The 18,741-nt window shown below is 40.5% G+C and carries 21 protein-coding genes; 3 read left to right on the plus strand and 18 right to left on the minus strand.

Annotated elements, in window-relative coordinates; translation table 11 throughout:
• Nucleotides 1-10: 10 nt before the first annotated feature.
• From NOL38_RS01515 to NOL38_RS01550, 8 genes are all read right to left on the minus strand, one after another.
• The gene (locus tag NOL38_RS01515; protein WP_277941171.1) at nucleotides 11-319 is read right to left on the minus strand and encodes a YlxQ-related RNA-binding protein; all 309 of its coding nucleotides are present in this window, start codon (nucleotides 317-319) and stop codon (nucleotides 11-13) included.
• On the minus strand, nucleotides 306-602 hold the full coding sequence (gene rnpM / locus NOL38_RS01520; protein ID WP_002942375.1) for an RNase P modulator RnpM: 297 nt from the start codon (nucleotides 600-602) through the stop codon (nucleotides 306-308). The genes NOL38_RS01515 and rnpM overlap by 14 nt, the downstream gene beginning before the upstream one ends.
• A gap of 16 nt (nucleotides 603-618) precedes the next feature.
• On the minus strand, nucleotides 619-1,761 hold the full coding sequence (nusA, locus tag NOL38_RS01525) for a transcription termination factor NusA (protein WP_004194726.1): 1,143 nt from the start codon (nucleotides 1,759-1,761) through the stop codon (nucleotides 619-621).
• A gap of 73 nt (nucleotides 1,762-1,834) precedes the next feature.
• A complete protein-coding gene (rimP, locus tag NOL38_RS01530; protein ID WP_002942369.1) occupies nucleotides 1,835-2,305 on the minus strand; it encodes a ribosome maturation factor RimP in 471 nt (156 codons plus the stop codon).
• A gap of 257 nt (nucleotides 2,306-2,562) precedes the next feature.
• Entirely contained in the window at nucleotides 2,563-3,201 is a 639-nt protein-coding gene (trmB, locus tag NOL38_RS01535; RefSeq protein WP_002939002.1) for a tRNA (guanosine(46)-N7)-methyltransferase TrmB, read from the minus strand.
• Nucleotides 3,198-3,992, minus strand: a complete 795-nt coding sequence (gene ccrZ / locus NOL38_RS01540; RefSeq protein ID WP_002942360.1) for a cell cycle regulator CcrZ — start codon at nucleotides 3,990-3,992, stop codon at nucleotides 3,198-3,200. The genes trmB and ccrZ overlap by 4 nt, the downstream gene beginning before the upstream one ends.
• A gap of 49 nt (nucleotides 3,993-4,041) precedes the next feature.
• Nucleotides 4,042-5,082, minus strand: a complete 1,041-nt coding sequence (locus NOL38_RS01545) for an ABC transporter permease (RefSeq protein ID WP_172042802.1) — start codon at nucleotides 5,080-5,082, stop codon at nucleotides 4,042-4,044.
• Nucleotides 5,079-5,813 carry an ABC transporter ATP-binding protein gene (locus tag NOL38_RS01550; protein WP_002942356.1) on the minus strand — a complete coding sequence of 245 codons (735 nt, stop codon included), beginning with the start codon at nucleotides 5,811-5,813 and terminating at the stop codon, nucleotides 5,079-5,081. Before NOL38_RS01550 ends, NOL38_RS01545 begins: the two co-directional genes overlap by 4 nt.
• A 62-nt stretch (nucleotides 5,814-5,875) precedes the next feature.
• Between NOL38_RS01550 and NOL38_RS01555 the strand changes: the two genes are divergently transcribed.
• Nucleotides 5,876-6,289: an HIT family protein gene (locus NOL38_RS01555; protein ID WP_277941172.1), complete on the plus strand. Its 414-nt coding sequence runs from the start codon at nucleotides 5,876-5,878 to the stop codon at nucleotides 6,287-6,289.
• Between the two features lies 1 nt (nucleotide 6,290).
• Complete coding sequence (locus tag NOL38_RS01560) at nucleotides 6,291-6,593, plus strand: hypothetical protein (RefSeq protein WP_024389462.1); 303 nt, start codon at nucleotides 6,291-6,293, stop codon at nucleotides 6,591-6,593.
• Nucleotides 6,594-6,702: 109 nt separating this feature from the next.
• Here the strand turns inward: NOL38_RS01560 and NOL38_RS01565 are convergent, their stop codons facing one another.
• The 10 genes from NOL38_RS01565 to NOL38_RS01610 form a co-directional block, all read right to left on the minus strand.
• A complete protein-coding gene (locus NOL38_RS01565) occupies nucleotides 6,703-7,896 on the minus strand; it encodes an LCP family protein (RefSeq protein ID WP_277697668.1) in 1,194 nt (397 codons plus the stop codon).
• Nucleotides 7,893-8,420, minus strand: a complete 528-nt coding sequence (locus NOL38_RS01570) for a GNAT family N-acetyltransferase (protein ID WP_024411651.1) — start codon at nucleotides 8,418-8,420, stop codon at nucleotides 7,893-7,895. The genes NOL38_RS01565 and NOL38_RS01570 overlap by 4 nt, the downstream gene beginning before the upstream one ends.
• Entirely contained in the window at nucleotides 8,413-8,853 is a 441-nt protein-coding gene (gene tsaE, locus NOL38_RS01575) for a tRNA (adenosine(37)-N6)-threonylcarbamoyltransferase complex ATPase subunit type 1 TsaE (protein ID WP_024376437.1), read from the minus strand. The genes NOL38_RS01570 and tsaE overlap by 8 nt, the downstream gene beginning before the upstream one ends.
• A 101-nt stretch (nucleotides 8,854-8,954) precedes the next feature.
• Nucleotides 8,955-10,619 (minus strand): fatty acid kinase ATP-binding subunit FakA, encoded by a 1,665-nt coding sequence (gene fakA, locus NOL38_RS01580; protein WP_277941173.1) that lies wholly within the window; start codon nucleotides 10,617-10,619, stop codon nucleotides 8,955-8,957.
• 2 nt (nucleotides 10,620-10,621) lie between these two features.
• Nucleotides 10,622-10,987 (minus strand): Asp23/Gls24 family envelope stress response protein, encoded by a 366-nt coding sequence (locus tag NOL38_RS01585; RefSeq protein WP_002939192.1) that lies wholly within the window; start codon nucleotides 10,985-10,987, stop codon nucleotides 10,622-10,624.
• Between the two features lie 122 nt (nucleotides 10,988-11,109).
• Nucleotides 11,110-12,012, minus strand: a complete 903-nt coding sequence (locus NOL38_RS01590) for an ABC transporter permease (protein WP_002942329.1) — start codon at nucleotides 12,010-12,012, stop codon at nucleotides 11,110-11,112.
• Between the two features lie 13 nt (nucleotides 12,013-12,025).
• Nucleotides 12,026-12,982, minus strand: a complete 957-nt coding sequence (opp4B, locus tag NOL38_RS01595; RefSeq protein ID WP_024389682.1) for an oligopeptide ABC transporter permease — start codon at nucleotides 12,980-12,982, stop codon at nucleotides 12,026-12,028.
• A gap of 1 nt (nucleotide 12,983) precedes the next feature.
• Entirely contained in the window at nucleotides 12,984-13,925 is a 942-nt protein-coding gene (locus tag NOL38_RS01600; RefSeq protein WP_029694475.1) for an ATP-binding cassette domain-containing protein, read from the minus strand.
• 2 nt (nucleotides 13,926-13,927) lie between these two features.
• Nucleotides 13,928-14,926: an ABC transporter ATP-binding protein gene (locus NOL38_RS01605; protein WP_002942324.1), complete on the minus strand. Its 999-nt coding sequence runs from the start codon at nucleotides 14,924-14,926 to the stop codon at nucleotides 13,928-13,930.
• A 376-nt stretch (nucleotides 14,927-15,302) separates the two neighbouring features.
• On the minus strand, nucleotides 15,303-17,090 hold the full coding sequence (locus NOL38_RS01610; RefSeq protein WP_277941174.1) for an oligopeptide ABC transporter substrate-binding protein: 1,788 nt from the start codon (nucleotides 17,088-17,090) through the stop codon (nucleotides 15,303-15,305).
• Nucleotides 17,091-17,303: 213 nt separating this feature from the next.
• Between NOL38_RS01610 and pbp3 the strand changes: the two genes are divergently transcribed.
• Entirely contained in the window at nucleotides 17,304-18,545 is a 1,242-nt protein-coding gene (gene pbp3 / locus NOL38_RS01615; RefSeq protein ID WP_277941175.1) for a D-alanyl-D-alanine carboxypeptidase PBP3, read from the plus strand.
• Nucleotides 18,546-18,741 lie beyond the last annotated feature (196 nt).

Consider the following 18,741-nt stretch of genomic DNA (forward strand, 5'->3'; position numbering starts at 1 on the left):
TCCTCCTGTTCTATTCCATAATAGACCTCATCTTCTTTGTAAATCCAGCGTCTGTCACTGCAAGAACTTTTCTAGCCTTGCCGACAGCTGCACTCAATTCCAGTGTTGAAAACACTGTTACAACTTCTACTTGATAGGTATGACTTTTATCTGTTACTTTTTTACTTAAATTTCCAGCAGCATCTTTGGCTAAAAACACCAACTTTGCCTGCCCTTTTTGAATAGCTTCAACAACCAGGTCCTCACCCGAAACCAGGCGACCAGCTCGCTGGGCCAAACCTAATAAATTTAAGATTTTCTGTCTCTTATTCGAGTCCAAGTTCTCTCCTCTTGATCTTATGATCAACATAGGCAATTAATTCATCGTAAAATTCTTCGGCCACTTCCATACTAAAGGAACGATCGAAGACACGACGTTTCTTAGCTTGGCTTGCCTCATCATTGTCAAGCTTGATGTAAGCTCCACGACCATTTGCCTTGCCTGTTGGATCGATAAATACTTGACCTTCTTTATTTTTTACAATACGGAGCAAATCCCGTTTGTCGATGATTTCACCGGACACCACAGACTTGCGCAAGGGTATTTTTCTAGCTTTTGCCATGGTTGCTCCTTTTGCCTTATTCTTGTTCTTCTGCGACTTCTTCTACAACTTCGTCTGTTGCATATTGAGTTGCTTCAAAAGCTTCATACTCCGATGCTGACTTGATGTCGATACGGAATCCTGTCAAATGCGCTGCCAAACGAACGTTCTGACCACGACGACCGATTGCCAAGGACAATTTATCATCTGGCACAACAACAGTAGCATGCTTGCCATCTTCTGTATCAAACAATACTTGGTCAACCTCTGCAGGTGCAAGAGCATTGTAAATAAATTCTGCTTCATCTGCTACCCACTCGATAACGTCAATATTTTCCTCAGTAGGAATCATACGGTCATTCTTAGCATCATAACGAGCTGGGTGGAACTTGCTGGTGATTTTCTTGATATTTGAACCACCACGACCAACGATCGTACCGATGGCATCTACGTTTGGATTATGGCTACGAACAGCCACTTTCGTACGATCTCCAGCTTCACGGGCAACACTCATGATTTCAACTGTTCCATCGTATACTTCTGGAATTTCCTGTTCCATAAGACGTTTGATCATTTCTGGATGGCTACGGCTGACAAATACGTTAACACCACGACCATTGTCTTCTACCTTGTAGACATAGACTTCGATGCGATCATGAGATTGGAAAACCTCACCAGGAATTTGGTCTTGTTTTGACAATTGTGCTTCAATCGTACCAAGGTTGACATAGATAAAGCGATTATCAAAACGCTCTACCGTACCTGACATAATCTCATTTTCATGTTGCTTGTAGGTATTGAAGGTAATGGCACGCTTTTGTTTGCGCATCTTTTCCATGATGGTCTGTTTAGCTGATTGAGCAGCTACACGTCCAAATTCCGCTGGGTCTTCTTGGAATTTAATTTTGTCACCCATTTCATAAGCTGATGAAATAGCCAAGGCATCTTTTAGACTAATTTCTAGTCGGCTATCAAATACTTCATCTACTACTTCACGAACAGTAAATACATGGAAATCGCCTTTTTTCTCGTCAAATTCAATCACTGCTGATTCTGATTGACCATAACGGCGTTTATAAGCTGAACGAAGCGACTCTGTAACTGCATCAATGATATCCGCTTTGTTAATACCCATGTCTTCCTCTAAAATACGGAAGGCTTCTAGCATTTCTTTACTCATGTTGTTTTCCTTTTGCGCTCAAAAGGTCCTTTCTTAAAGTCTAATATCTTTATAAAATACTCACGAAAGAGCATTATAACTTAACAGCCAAACGGGCCTTAGCCACCGTCTGGTAAGGAATAGTCACTTCCTTCTTACGAGTTTTATCCATATACTCCATAATCAGGTCTGTTCCATCAAAGGAGAGCAACGTTCCTTCAAAAACCTTGATTTTATCAATTGCCTGATAGAGCTTGACATGGATGTACTTTCCAACCGCCTTCTCAACAGCATCTGCCGTTTTTAAAGGACGTTCCAAACCTGGACTTGTTACCTCCAGCATGTATTGGTCTGGAAATGGGTCTGGTTTGATAGTGTCCAAAATCGGACTGATCTTTTCGGATAAATCTGCCGTATCTTGAAGGGAAATTCCACCCTCCTTATCGACAAAAATCGATAGGACATAGTCACCGCCCATTTTACCATATTCCACATCTACCAACTCGTAAGGAGTTTGAATAGCGGGGGTAATTGCTGCTGTGACCAATTCAATAATTGATGACATAAACACCTCCTATTTTTACAGTCGCTAGAAATACATTACTCAAATAGTTCGCACTATCCAGGACTCGCTATTTCCTTTGACAGTAAACTCCCTTGTACTATCATTCATTCTATATACAGAAATCCGTGTACAGGGAAAGGGTTGACTGACGCCAACCCCTTTTCTCATTATTCACTTCGATTATTCTATCATATCTATCCCTATTTGTAAAGGAAAAAGGTCTCTGTTAGACCTCTCCTCATTTTCCACTAAGGGAATTATTGAAACTGTGCTTCCACACGATAGATGACTTGACCCTTGTTTGAGAATTTCTCCTCATACTCCGTCATAACGTTGCCTTCCAAACCATCAGCATGCAAATCTAGCCAAACTTGCTTCAAGACCATGCCATATTGAGAAAAACTAGCCAGGCTATACTCAAACAGACCACGATTATCTGTTTTGAAGTGGATTTCTCCCTTCTCAGGTAGGATTTCCTTGTAGGTATCCAAGAATGACTTGTAGGTCAAACGGCGTTTCTCATGACGTTTCTTAGGCCATGGATCTGAAAAATTCAGATAAAGCTGATCTATTTCTGCCGGTGCAAAATAGTTGGTCAAACTCGAACCATCCACCTGCAATAATTTTATATTTGGTAAGCCAGCTTCAAGCACACGGTCCAAGGCATAGCTTAACACGGTCATTTGAATATCAATACCAATATAGTTAATATCTGGATTTTGCGCAGCCATACCAGTGACAAAGCGACCTTTACCAGAACCAACTTCTATGTGGATAGGATTATTGTTTCCAAAAATCTCTGCCCATTTCCCCTTACACTCCTCTGGATTGGAGATAACATACTGGGGATTGTTTGCTAGAAGCTCACTCGCTCCCTTACGATTTCTAACTCTCATACTTCCTTATAGAAACTCTGACGGAATTGCCGTAGAGCATAAATTTCTTTATTTGCAGCCAAAACATTGTAGCTTTCTACATGCTTAGCTATTTGGTTTAGATAGCCAAGCTGGCCATACCAATAAACCTTATTTAATACTGTGCTGTTATATTTGTAGCCATAAGCCCGAAGCCACTCTTCCCAGGACTGACGAGGAATATAATGCGTCAAAATATAGGCAACATCCAACATCCGATCCGTTACACAAGCGGTCTCCCAATCTGTCAAATACACCAAACCAGACGTTGTTTCTACCCAGTTACTATGATGCAAATCTCCGTGAACAAATGTTGCCACCTCTTGACGGAATCTTGGTAGATTATTCAATAAATCTTGACAGATAGATTGCAGATAAGAATTCTGTCCCAATCTAGTTGGCGCCTCTTTTTGCCAACGATAAACCAAATCCTGAGGTTCCATATAGGTATAATTCATCTGCAAAGCCTGATTGAGCAAAATGCGAGAATAGTGCATTCTCACAAGTATTTGACGAATCTGTTTACTAGTCATATCTTGACGCTCCAAGGTACGACCATTCAACCACTCCTGCTCTACACGATGCCCCATTCCTACTTCACGATTTGCTGACAAAACGGGTGGTGTAATTTGCTCACGCGCAAGAGCAGACACTATCGGAGGCATCTCATACTTCACAAAGACTGGCGTTCCGTCTGACCGTAGGCCTTTAAACGCTTTGCCACTATTTCCTGCAATAGACTGTAATTGTAGCCCACTGGTATCAAACTGCATGCCTTTCCTCCTTTAAAAATTCCTTACTATTTTACTAATTTTCGTCTATTTAGTCAATCAATTTTTTTAATTTTAGAGGCAAATATATTTCATGCAAGAAAATCCCCACGAGAAGTAAGACGACTACCATCGCATTCTCTTTAGAAAATAGCAGAGCAAAGCCCAATTCCACCAGTAATAAACTATATAAAATCACTCTAAGCAAATTCTGAAGACCGATTTTCTTGGAATCTTTCTCCAGAGGATACAGTTGTGTTACATATTGATAATCATAATGCTTGTAAAGCCCCAACAACTGGAAGACAAGCAAATAATGAAAGACTAAAACTAGGCCGATGGATAACCACGATTCTTCAATGGCAAATAGGGACAAAATCGCCAACAACAGTAGACGTATCGTCAAGCCCAAGTAGTCTCCTGAACGCAAGAAAGCCCGTAAGTAGAGATAAAACCAAGTCTGTCTCGACTTGACAAGACGCAAGATTCCATTGAGATAGCTTCTCGGTTTAACAGTCGTACTGATTCCTTTAACCGTCGTAAATAAGGCAAAGAAACGTAAAATAGACTGTTTCCTTTTTTGTTCATCTTGAATAACCTTAGACCAGTCCAATACTCCCTGTGACTGATAAGCCACTAATTGGCGCTTGACAAAAAGACATTTTAAAACCAACAAAGTAAGAATACCAGCTACAATCATCCACACCGGTAAACCCAGTTTCAAATAGATTGGTAACAAAACAAGCTGAACCACCACCTGTATAGAGGACCAAAACAAGACCGTGCGTCTGGCTGCAACCTCGAGTCCTTGCAGAATGTCTTTTTCCTTGGTCAATAGGAAGATTTGATCTGCTTCTTCTAGATAAGTCGCAATTCTTCCGGACACTAGTACCAGTAGACTGATTGCAATAACCACAAAAACAATCGGCAACGGATTCTCAGGGAACGACAACAATAATTGACGGTATTGCAAACTCAAAAAGCCTAATAAAACCATGAGAACCAAAACAAAATGGTCATTCAGAACATAGCGCAGATACTTGGAACAACGATTTAAAAAATCTAGTCGGCGTTGTTGAAACAATTCTTTCATCCAGCCACTCCTTCTTGCGTCAAGGCCAGATAAATTTCATTCAGACTTGCACCATCCATACCAAATGCGCTTTGTAGCTCCTCCAAATTTCCAGTTGCACGGACCTGTCCCTGATGTAAAATCACAAAAGAGTCACACATTTTCTCAGCTGAGTCAAGAACGTGAGTGGACATGAGAATGGAAGTGCCCTTAGATTTTTCTTCCTCCAAAAGAGCGATTAAATCAGAGATAGCCACAGGGTCTAAACCCAGAAAAGGCTCATCAACAATCAACAGACTCGGCTCCACCATAAAAGCACAAATAATCATGACCTTCTGCTTCATTCCCTTTGAAAAATTGACAGGAAACCAGTCCAATTTCTCATCCAAGCGAAACAGTTTTAACAAGTGCTCGACACGTCCCCAAGCTTGCTCCCAGGACAAATCATAGGCCATTGCTACCACTTCCAAGTGCTCTTTGAGGGTTAGTTCTTCATACAAACTTGGTGTTTCAGGGATAAACCCAATCTTCTTCCGATAATTTTCAGCCCCTTGTAGCAAAGTTAGGCCGTCAATTGCAATCTGTCCTTGATAAGGTGTCAAAAGACCGATAATTTCCTTAATAGTCGTTGATTTCCCTGCACCATTTAAACCAATTAGACCAACTAATTGACCATCCTCAACGGTAAAAGATACATCTTTCAAAACTGGGATATTGACATATCCTCCAGTTACATTTTTTACTTCTAACATACATTTCTTCCTACAATTTGATATAATTATTATAACAAAAATCCTAGAAAGAGGTTGCCATTATGTCGGATTGTATTTTTTGCAAAATTATCTCTGGAGAAATACCAGCTTCAAAAGTCTACGAAGATGACCAAGTATTAGCCTTTTTAGACATCACTCAGGTCACAAAAGGACACACATTGGTTGTCCCTAAAAAACACTACCGAAACGTGCTTGACATGGATGAAGAAGCTGCAGCCACACTCTTTTCTGTTGTGCCAACCATCGCTCGTCAGTTAAAAGAAACACTTGGAGCTAGTGGTCTAAACATCGTTAATAATAACGAGGAGGCCGCTGGGCAAACTGTCTTTCATACACACATCCATCTCTTACCACGCTTTAACAATCAAGATGGATTGAGCATTCAATTTAAAGCCAACGACCCTGACTTCCCAGCCCTGGCTCAACTGGCACAAGAGCTCTATCTAGGAGAATAATATGAAACTTCGTAATATCATTTTAGCCGTAAGCGCCGCTACCGCCAGCTTCCTTGCAGTCACGCATCGGGATAAAATCGCTAAAGAAGTACAGGAAACCAAACAACTTCTATCAGATATTCAACTGAGCAAGAACAATATTCAGGAACAACTTGCCATTATCCAAAGTTTTCAAGAACCCTTGCAGGAAATGGCTTCTGACTTACAATATAAGACTCGAGTCTATCAGCAAAGTATTGCAGGAAACTTGGAAGAAATCCAACAGATTCTCAAAAAATACCAGAATGAGAATAGCACTCCCTAACATAGGGAATTTCCAAATATATAAAAATAGAGGTTGTTTGCAACCTCTATTTTTATAGGCTTTTAGCACTCACTCGTTAAAGTAATAAAAGAAAAACTGAATGACTACATTATTGTGACCCGTTTTCATCACCGAGTACTGGCTCTGTTGAAAAATCGGTTACCTGCTCTTCTGTTGTCACAGTCGTAGTAGCCGATGGACTCCCTAATTCCGGATCCAAGCTTTCTGCCCATGGACTTGCTTCTAACAGCAAGAGATTTGTATATACATCATAAACGTTTATTGGACTTGGCAATCCCATCTGTCCTTCGTAGACCTTCACGTTTGTGACTAAGTCGGTATTTTCTTCTAAGCCGATAGATTTTTTCAGAATATTTTGCATTTCCAATAGATGTTCACTGGTTGGTAATTGATAATAGGTTTCATCAACCATTTGGTCCACACCGCGCAACTGATAGGAATTCAACTTAGAGACCGAGTCTTTATAACCCAAGAGGCTTGGAATTGTCGCAGGACTAATCTCAATGTTGGTTCGCATATTATTGGAAATGGCGGTCAAAATCTTCTTATACTGGGTCAAACCATCTAACTGGAGGAGTTTTTTTATAATAGCCATGATAACTTCTCGTTGGCGTCTCTGACGTCCGATATCCCCCTCAGGATCATCATAGCGCATCCGAGCATAAACCAGCGCCTGATCCCCATTTACCAACTGTTTCCCAGGCTGGACAATAGAGGTGTAGGCAGGCTCATGTTCTGAAATGGATATAGGGAAGCCAAGAGTATTGTTTACCTCAATACCTCCAACCGCATCAACAAGCTCAACCAGACCATCCATATTTATTTCGATATAGCGGTCAATGTTAATATCCATCATCTTTTCGATCGTGGCAATGGCCATCGGTGCCTGTCCGTAGCTATAAGAATGATTTAGTTTTTCGACCGTTCCTGAAGACTCACCATTGGCTTCTGCAATCTCAACCATAATATCACGAGTCAAACTCATCATATTGGTTTCCTTAGTCTTAGGATTGACAGTTACCAAAATCATCGAATCACTACGGCCACCCTCCCAATCTCCCCCGCGGGTCGCTTGGTCCATATCTACCCCCATTAGTAGGATGGTTAGGGGCTCTGTCGCATCAATAGGAGTGATTTCTTCCTCTCCATTTAACTGCTTAAAGGTTTTTGAAATAGCATCTGTAGAAAAATTTAACAAGCTGGCCCCATATATTAAGCCGGCACCTAGTGTCAAACCAACAATAGCCAAAGACATTAAGAATATTTTTTTTCCAATTGTCATACTTCACCAATTAACTTGCCCATATAATAAAGATCAAGCCATTCTCCTTCATCTGTTCTAGCCCCACGTATCTGGGTTCCTTCAATGTTGAATCCTAGTTTTTGGTATAAATGTACTGCCGCCTGATTGCGAACCTGAACCGTTAATTCCAAACGCTTCAATACATCCATTTCCTCTGCCCAATGCAATACTTCCTCCAGTAAAATCGTCCCTAAACCGTGACCCCAGTAGGCTTTTTTTACTGCAATAAAAATATTTCCGATATGGCTAATGCGAAACTGCTTAGAGGACTTAACAGAAATTGCGCCGATGACTTCCGAACCAACCTTAGCCAACAGGCACAATTCACGAGGATTTTCAATTCCTGCTTCGAAGATGGTCTCCATTTCATCAACACTAAATCGAAAACCTGTCTCATCCATGACCAGATAATCCGTTTCTCTAGCAACTTGATTCATAAAATCAATAAAAGCTGCTGCATCAGCTGGTTCAGCTTCACTAAAATACACTTCTTTTTCAGACATTTTGGAACTCCTTCGCTAAATCGCTACTTTGAGCCCCATGAGATTCGACTGTTAATCGTCGACCATCTCCCTCTTTCTCTATACGAATGAGCAAATAGTCATCAAATAGACTGACATCCAGTAATTCTCCCCACTCGATAACCGTTAGACCTCCTCCATAGAGAAAATCATCCAAATCAATCGAGTCAGGGTCATCTCCAATTCGATAAACATCTAAGTGATAGAGTGGCATGGTCCCCTCATACTCTCGAACGATCGTATAAGTAGGACTCTTAATCATCTGTTCAATTTTTAACCCCTTGGCCAAACCCTTGGTCAGAGTTGTTTTCCCAGCACCCAAATCCCCTGATAATACTAGAACTTGATTTGGCTTACAGGCTTTTCCAATTCTCTCACCAATGGCAATCAATTCATTTTCATTCTGACTATACATGTCTTTAATTATACCATAGCCCCAGTAGTTTGTCATAGGTCTACTGGAAATTGTAGACAAGTCGAAAGAAAAAAATCGCAAGCCATAGCCTGCGATTTTGTTTATTCTACGCTGAAAAGATATGGATAGACTGGTTGATTTCCTTGATGGATTTCGACCTCAACATCTTCAAATTGTTCTTCTAGCTGTTCAGCAAGAGTTTGAGCCACTTCTTCATTACCATCTTCACCGATATAGATCGTTACGATTTCACTATCTTCATCGAGCATTTTCTCAAATGTAGCGGCAAGTGTTTCCATCATATCTGGATTAGAAACCACAATCTTGCCATCAACCATACCAAGGTTGTCATTCTCATGGATTTCAAGACCATCGATGGTTGTATCGCGGACCGCAGTTGTCACGCTACCACTTTTCACCTCTGCGAGAGATGCTGTCATCGCTTCAAAGTTGCTTTCCAAATCACGACTTGGATCAAAAGCAAGCAAGCTAGTAAAACCTTGTGGTAGGGTCTTAGTTTCCACAACCTTAACCGCAACTTCTGCAACCTCAGCAGCCGTCTGAGCAGCCATCAAGATATTTTTGTTGTTTGGCAACAAGATGACATTGCGGGCATTGACCAATTCAATAGCATTGACAAAATCTTCTGTTGATGGGTTCATAGTCTGACCACCTGAAATCACATAGTCAACACCTTGTGATTTGAAGATTTCTGTCAAACCTTCCCCAGCAGCTACCGCAATAATAGCATACTCTTTTTGTTCAGCCGGTTTTTGGAAACTTTCTTCTTTCTCAACCTGAGCTTCATGTTGCTCACGCATATTGTCCACTTTTACCTTGACCAAGCTACCATATTGAAGACCCGCTTGCATGACCAAACCTGGATCTTCTGTATGGACATGGACTTTAACGATTTCATCATCGTTGACCACAAGGAGGGAATCCCCAAGGTCGTTAAGGTAGTTACGGAATTCTTCATAATCAAAGTCCTTGACATAAGTAGGACCCTGGCGAAGAGCCACCATGATTTCGGTACAATAACCAAAGGTAATATCTTCAGTCGCTACATGACCTGCAACTGACTTGTGGTGCTCAGCATTGATCATTTCAGACATAACAGCAGGTGTTGCCTCAAAATCTTCCGAAGCAATATACTCACCCGTCAAAGCTGACAAGAAGCCTTCATAAATGTAAACAAGACCTTGTCCACCTGAATCGACAACACCAACTTCCTTCAAGACTGGAAGCATCTCTGGCGTTTTCTTAAGAGCACGATTAGCACCGTCAAGAGTGGCACGCATGACCTCAACCGCATCATCAGTCTCTTCTGCCTTTTTCAAAGCGGCAGTGGCTGCCCCACGCGAAACAGTAAGAATTGTACCTTCAACTGGCTTCATAACGGCTTTATAAGCCACTTCTACACCGTGTTGAAAGGCTTGCGCCAAATCCTTACCGTCCAATTCAACCTTGCCTTTAACAGATTGACCAAAACCGCGGAACAATTGTGACGTAATAACACCTGAGTTTCCACGAGCTCCCATCAACAAGCCCTTAGAAAGAATTTGCGCAACTTCTCCAACAGTAGAAGCAGACTTATCTGCTACTTCTTTAGCACCATTGGTAATAGTCATCCCCATGTTGGTACCAGTATCCCCATCTGGAACTGGGAAAACATTTAGTGAGTTCACATATTCGGCTTGTTTATTCAGACGAGTTGATGCTGCCTGCACCATTTCTTGAAATAAACTAGTTGTAATTTTAGACACAATTATTCTCCTACGACTTTGATATTTTGGATAAAGACATTGACGGCATCTACAGAGATACCTAGTTGATTTTCCAAGTTGAACTTAACGCGTTCTTGGATGTTGCGAGATACTTCACTGATTTTTACACCGTAGCTCATCACAGTATAAACATCGACTGCAATGCGACCATCTTCCAAGGTCTTAATCACAACACCTTTAGAATAATTTTCTTTTCTCAAAAGTGCTTGAAAATTATCCTTGATCGCAGACTTACTAGCCATCCCAACAACACCGAAAATCTCAGTCGTAGCACCGCCAACAACTGTGGCAATCACGTCATCAGTCAATTCGATTTGGCCGTCTTTAGTATTGATTTTAACAGTCATAATTCGTTACCTCAAATAGTTTTATCACTCCATTTTACCACATTTTCTGCTTTCTGTAAAAAACAAGCTTGTTACATCGGATTTTACAAAAAAAAGAGTTCCCAAAGGAACCCTTTTCACAATTAACCTAAACGCTGCTTAGCATCTGCTGCACGTTGGAAAGCTTGTCCGACATAGTTGATACAGAGCATCATCACAAGGATGAAGATGGCTGCTGGCAACCAAATCCATGTCTTGTTTTCCAAAATATCTGCATTGCGGGCATTGGCAATCAAGGTACCCAAACTTGGTACTGTCGATGGTAGACCGAAACCAAGATAAGTCAACGAAGTCTCAATACCGATATTTCCCGCAAAGTTCAAGGTCAAGTTAACGATAATCAATGAACTTAAGTTTGGTAAAATTTCACGGAACATAATCATGAAGTCGCTTGTTCCCAATGTTTTTGATGCATTGACATAATCTAAACTTGCCTCTGACAAAGTCCTTGTACGGAATAGACGAGCCTTGGCCGTCCAATAAAAGGCACTCATGATGAGAATGAAGTGATAGATCGTATAGTTCTTGATAACTGTCACGAACACAATGATCAACATAGTCACCGGCAAAATCATGATGAAATCGACAATACGCATCAAGAATCCGTCCAAACGACCACCGTAATAACCAGAAATCAGACCGATAGAGATACCAACAATACTAGTAATAATCGTAATTGTAAAACCGATAATGATCGAGTTACGAGCACCGATAATCAGCTGACCAAAGATATCTTTACCACCTTCATCTGTCCCCAAGATATAGCCGTTAACACCTGGTTCCAAGTAACGTCCCAAAAGGTTGACTTTCATAACTTGTTCTTGATCCAACAGAAGCGCTCCGATAAAGACTGCCAAGAGAACCGTCACTAAGATAATTAATGAGGTCAATGCAAGTCGATCCTTCATAAACTCCCGCGCGATGACACGGAAGCCACCTGGAGGAGTTGAAGCAGATTGTACTTGTTTTTTATTTTCTTTACTCACCTTACTCCTCCTTCTATTTCACACGGATACGTGGATCCACGATACTCATGATAATATCTGAAATCAATGTCCCCAACAAGGTACCCATACCAAATATCAACAACAAAGCCAAGATGACACTATAGTCACGACTAGAAATAGAGTTAAAGAATAACTGACCGATACCTGGATAAGTGAAAATATTTTCAATGAAGATAGAACCACCAATCAATCCTGTCAATTCATAGCCCAAGAAAGATGCAATTGGCAAGATAGAATTACGGAAGATATGACGGTTATAAACAACTCTCTCAGGAACACCTTTGGCACGAGCTGTACGAACATAGTCCTGGCTCTTCGCATCGATAATCCCCGTACGAAGATATTGAATAGTTACTGTTGTTGACAAAATTGCCATTGTAATCGCTGGCAAAATCATGTGGTGTAAGCGACTGAGAATGGCTGCAAATCCTTCTACACCACCGTCAATCGACCCACGCGTTGGGAACCAACCCAAACTAAAGCCAAACATCCAAAGCATAAGGATGGCAAAAACGAAAGTTGGAGTTGAAAATGTCAAGAAGTTATACACGCCAATGATTTTATCTGCAAGCGAGTTTTGGTAACGACCTGCAATCATCCCCAATGGAAGGGCAATCAAATAAGTCAACACCATCGTCAATAAAGACAACCAAATAGTGTTGTTTAAACGTTGCATGATAACATCAACAACAGGTTGCTTGAAGAGGATACTTTGACCAAAATCCCCCTGCAAAAGATTACCAATCCAACGGAAATACTGAACAGGGATTGGGTCGTAGTAACCTGCCGCAATCCGTTTTTGTTCGATGATTGCTGGATCGATATTTGGGTCAATCAATCCTGTAAAGGGATCCCCCGGCATCATCTTCGCAACAAAGAAAGCAATGATGCTCAAGATAATAATCTGCGGAATCATCATGAGTAAACGACGTAATACTGTTTTCCACATCTTAGTTCTGACCTCCTTCTGGAAGGGCTACTTGATGAGTCTCTGAGAAGGATCTCAAATCGTACACACGACCGTTTTCATCATAGTATTGACCTTGCATTTCTTGATACTCTTTTTCAGCAGCTAAACGTTTTTCTTTATTCTTCAAACGGTTGACTGGATCAATCGTTGGAATCGCAGACAACAAACGTTTAGTGTAAATATGTTGTGGATTATTATAAATATCGTTCTTATTTCCTGTCTCTACGAAACGTCCGCGATACATGATAAACAATTCATCACACATGTGTTGTACAACACCGAGGTCATGGGAAATAAAGAGATAGCTAAGCTTGAACTCATCTTGGATACGTTTCATATAGTTCAAGACCTGTGCCTGAACAGACAAATCCAAGGCAGAAACCGGCTCGTCAGCAATAATCAAACGAGGGTTACTAGCCAAGGCACGAGCAACACCGATACGTTGGCGCTGACCACCTGAGAATTCATGAGGATATTTAATCAGGGCTTCTTCATTTAGACCGATTGTATCCAAGAGATGGAGAACCTTTTTCTTTTCTTCATCTGGAGATAAGCGGTCAAAGTTACGGATTGGTTCCGCAATGATGTCCAAAATACGTTTTTTCGGGTTAAAACTTGAAAGAGAATCTTGGAAAATCATTTGAACATCACGATTAAAGTTTCCTTTTTTACCACGTGATTTGTTGGTTACATTTTGTCCTTCATAGATAATCTGACCAGAAGTGGCACGCTCTAAACCGATAATTGCCTTACCAATGGTCGATTTCCCAGAACCTGACTCACCTACCAAACCATAGGTTTTTCCTTCTTCAAACTCAATATTAACGCCATCGACAGCATAGACATGATCCGTCACACGGTTAAAGAAGCCACTACGAATTGGATAATGGACTTTTAAATCTTTTACTTCAATAAATCCCACTATTAGGCCTCCCCTTCAAAATAGAATGTCTCATGGCAGGTACAACGAACAAAGTGATTTGGACCTACCTCGTGCATGCTCGGATTCTCTTCATGAGCCTCTGCTCCAATCCACGGAATACGTGGAGCAAAACGGCAACCCTTACGAACCATTTTTGTAATCGGCGGCACAATACCTTCAATAACATGAAGATCGCCTCCTTCGCTACCTGATTGAGGATTTGACTTCAAGAGCGAACGTGTATATGGATGTTTTGGATTGGTAAAGAGTTCTTCTACTGGCGCTACTTCGACAAACTGACCACCGTACATGACAGCCACACGATCAGCAGTTTCTGCAACTACTCCCAAGTCATGGGTAATCAAAATAATACCCGAACCTGTCTCCGCTTGAATATCATTTAAGAGATCCAAGATTTGTGCTTGAATTGTAACATCCAAGGCTGTTGTCGGTTCGTCCGCAATAATAATTGGCGGTTTACAAGACAAGGCCATTGCAATAATGATACGCTGACGCATACCACCTGAAAGCTCATGTGGATACTGTTTAAATGTCCGCTTAGGATTTGGAATACCTACCTGAGCCAAGAGTTCCAAAACTCGCTCTGTACGAGCATTGGCATCCAAATCAGTGTGATAGAACAGCGCCTCATCAATCTGTGCACCAATCGTCATCAATGGATTCAGAGAAGCCAAGGGATCTTGGAAAATCATACCAATATCATTACCACGTACCGTATTGTACTTAGCTTCATCCATACCAATCAATTCCATATCATTGTACTGGATGCTTCCTGTAATTTTGGTATTCAAAGGGTTATGCAAGCCCATAATGGTCGTTGCCAAAGTTGATTTACCACAACCAGATTCCCCTACAATTGCCAAAATTTCATTTTTTTGCAATGAGATGTCAACACCGTCAACAGCGTCAAAATAATCATCTCCAATACGGAAACCGACGTGTAAATCTTTAATGTCTAAAAGCGGTTTTTCGGTAGCCACGCTTTTTCCTCCTTTATGTGCCAGCTAATCAAGCTCAATCAATTCAATATCCTTACGATTATCAAGTTCATATAATGTTTGATTAACTGACTTTATGTAACTACTCTAGAATAACATATTTCTATCAATCATCGTTTGATAGCGGTTACCCAGAAGTAAAAAATGTACGTATATCCAATCATAAATCAAGACCATCCCTATTACTGACTCAATTAGAAATTGAGTAGGTTAATGTGATCCATCTTGAGTTTTTGTTAGTAGTGACTCATTTTTTGTGTACTGAGTCTACTATACCACAATTATCTGAAAATTCCAATAGCAATCTGAAAAAAGCCAATCAAATTGGCTTTTTCAGATTCTATTGTCTTCTAACAAATTATTCTGCCACTACACCTTTATCAGCAGTAAGTTCGATATTCTCAAGAGCGATACCTTTACCTGAAGCTGAACCGTAGTTAGTGTCATAGTTTTTCACACGTTTGTTAAGTGCTGTAACCTTTTCAGATTCAAATGTTGGAATAGCAAATGCTTGTTCGTAAGCATATTTTTGCCAAGCCTTATAGTTCTCAACATTTTTCTTATCGTCAAATGATTCTGTTGAGCTGATTGCATTCAACAATTTAGTGTTTTCATCAGACACGAAACGTGACATGTTGAAGGCAGCAATAGGACCCCAAGTACCAGTTGGGTTTGGATCATAACCTGTTGACCAACCACCAGCGTACATATCGATAGCAGGATCATTTGCTTGAACAGCTTCGTAGAATGTATTGATTTCAACTGTACGGCCTGTGTAAAGTTCAACGTTCAAGCCAACTTCTTTCCACCAAGCAATGTATTGTTGTACGAGCGCTTCGTTAGCTTCAGTACGTTTACGGGCCGCAAAGGTAATCTTGAATTCCTTACCGTCTTTACCTTCACGGATACCATCGCCATCTACGTCTTTGTAGCCAGCTTCATCCAAGAGTTTTTTCGCTTTTTCAGGATCGTATGAATAGCCTTCCAACTCTGAATCATGAATATCGCCGAAGAATGAGATAATCAATGATTTTGCAGGGTGGTAAAGACCATTGTACAATGACTCACCAGCTGTCTTGGTATCAATTGCATAGGCAATCGCTTGACGAAGTTTCACATCATTCATCTTAGCATTTTCATCCATGACGTTCTTCTCAGCAGAATCGTCATATTTACCAAGGTTGAATGAGATATATTCATAAGCTGAGTCTAACTGACCAACGATATTCAAGTTAGATGCATCTTTATAAGAATCCAACTGATCAACAGGCATCTCAGCAATGTCATAGTTACCAGCTTTCATCTCAGAAACGATTGTATCAGGAGATACAATATCAACCTTCAATGAGCTTGTTTTTGGTTGTCCCTTGAAATAGTATTCGTTTGGTACGTAAGTGATAGACTCACCGTTTACGATTTCCTTGATTTTCCAAGGTCCCATACCAACAAGTTTAGCTGTACGTGAGTACTCGCTCTTTTCCCAGTCTGCAACAGGGATATCTTTATAGATATGTTCTGGTTGGATATAGGCTGGGACATCACCACCCGCATACATCATAGAAGGTGACATTTCTTTTACAGTCAATTCCACTGTGTAGTCATCGATTTTCTTGATACCTGAGATGTCTGATGCTTTACCGTCAACAAATTCTTGCATACCTTCAATATTCAAGAATTTATCATCAAAACGAACACCTGTATAATCTTTGCTTGCCATTGACTTGATAGTAAAGATGTAGTCGTTGATTGTGAATGGTTGACCATCTGACCACTTGTAGTCCTTACCTGTCAAGCTAACTGTGATTTTCTTACCTGCTACATCAAATTCAGCTTTAGCAAGACCTGAATCATCTAACTTACGATTTCCATCGAAACCGAACAGTGAGATATCAACAAAACCACCAAATGTTGAGTCAGTTGTATTTTCAGTCAACTCGTCAATCAAGAGACCTGATGAAGTTGTTGGTGATACCCATGCGTATTTCAACTGAGCATCAGACACTGCTGTTCCGTCTTGTTTTACCTCAGCTGGGAATGACAATTCCTGTTTTGCTGCACCTGATTGTTTTGAACCACATGCTGCAAGAACAGATGCTGAAAGGAGAGTCACACCTGCAAGTGCAAAAAGTTTCGTTGTCTTTTTCATAAAACACCTCTGTTTTCTTTTTGTTTGACACTTATTACTATGTCTTATAAAAATCATTATATCATAAAATTTTCTTAAATAAAGTCTTTTTTGTCAGAAAATTTTGTAAAAACATAATTTTTCAGCATTTTCTTATTTTTTACATATTTTTTCCAAATTTTTCTCACATTTCTTGTGATATAATAGAATAAAATAACAGCCAAAGGAATGATTATGCGTAAATTTTTACTAACACTCACTACAGTTATTGCTCTTTTTTTCACTTCCACACCTATTTTGGCAGAAGATTTTTCTGTTGCAGCCAAGCATGCTATCGCGGTTGAAGTAAGTAGCGGCAAAATCTTGTATGAGCAAGATGCCGAAACCAAAGCAAGCATTGCTTCTATCAGTAAGACATTGAGCATTTACCTGGTATACGAAGCACTGGCAAAGGGTGAAATCACTTTAGATACTATGGTAGATATTTCTGATTATCCCTATAGTCTCACTTCTAATACAGAATTAAGTAATGTAAACCTGGATGCACGGTCCTATTCGGTAAGAGACCTATTAAACGCTTCTTTAATAACATCATCCAATAGTGCTATTATTGCTCTGGCAGAAAAAATAGCCGGTAGCGAAGCTGCATTCGTGGATCGAATGAAAGCAAAAGTCCAAGAATGGGGAATTACCGACGCAAAGATTGTCAATGTATCTGGACTAGACAATACCGACTTGGGTGAAAATATTTATCCAGGGTCCAGTCCTGAAGATGTAAATATGTTTTCAGCCCTAGATGTTGCTATCATTGCAAGACGATTAATACTCGACTATCCTCAGGTTCTCGACATTACCTCACTAAACGCCTACGATTTTGGTGGCTACACTTACTATAGCACCAACCAAATGCTAAGCGATGGTACTCACGCTCGTGGAGGGGTTGACGGCTTAAAAACTGGAACATCTGACTCAGCAGGTTCAAGTTTTCTTGCAACAACTCAACAAGCTGGTATGCGCATTATCACAGTAGTATTGAATGCCACTGATGGGCTGACCTTTCCAGAAAATCGATTTGTCGCGACAAATGATTTAATGAACTATGTTTATTCTAACTTTTCGCTTGTTACGCTAGTAAAAAAAGGTGAAGCTTTTGAAGATAGTAAGATAAAGTTTTTCAATGGTGAAAAAGAAACAAGTCCTGTTGTTGTGGCAGCAGATTTAACTGTTGTTCAGCGAAATCAAACTGATAATGTCCCCACCGCAACTTTCACAACGGATATAAAAGAAATTGATGCTCCCCTCAAAGCAGGGACACTGGTTGGCAAACTGCAACTGAAAGATCAAGATCTCATTGGCAAAGGTTATATTTCCGAACAAGCTAGTGTCGATATGATTATCCCTAGCGATATGAAAGAAGCATCCTGGCCTTTCTCTTGGTGGAATCAATTTGTCCGCTATGTTAATGAAAAATTATAAAAAAATAGTATGTCGAACGATTTTCGACATACTATTTTTTTATCGCAGAGTGACATCCGCTACTCCTTATCTCCTACCTCGGTTGGAGAGAGTTCCTACGAAACTCCTAGCTACATATCGTTTTCTTGCAGAAAACGACGAGCGTGGAAGGCATAGAATTTTTTTATGATTACAAAGAAGAGCGACTGCCGTCGCT

It is taken from the genome of Streptococcus suis (genome assembly GCF_029616525.1).
In the GTDB taxonomy this organism is placed as follows: Bacteria; Bacillota; Bacilli; order Lactobacillales; family Streptococcaceae; genus Streptococcus; species Streptococcus suis_AF.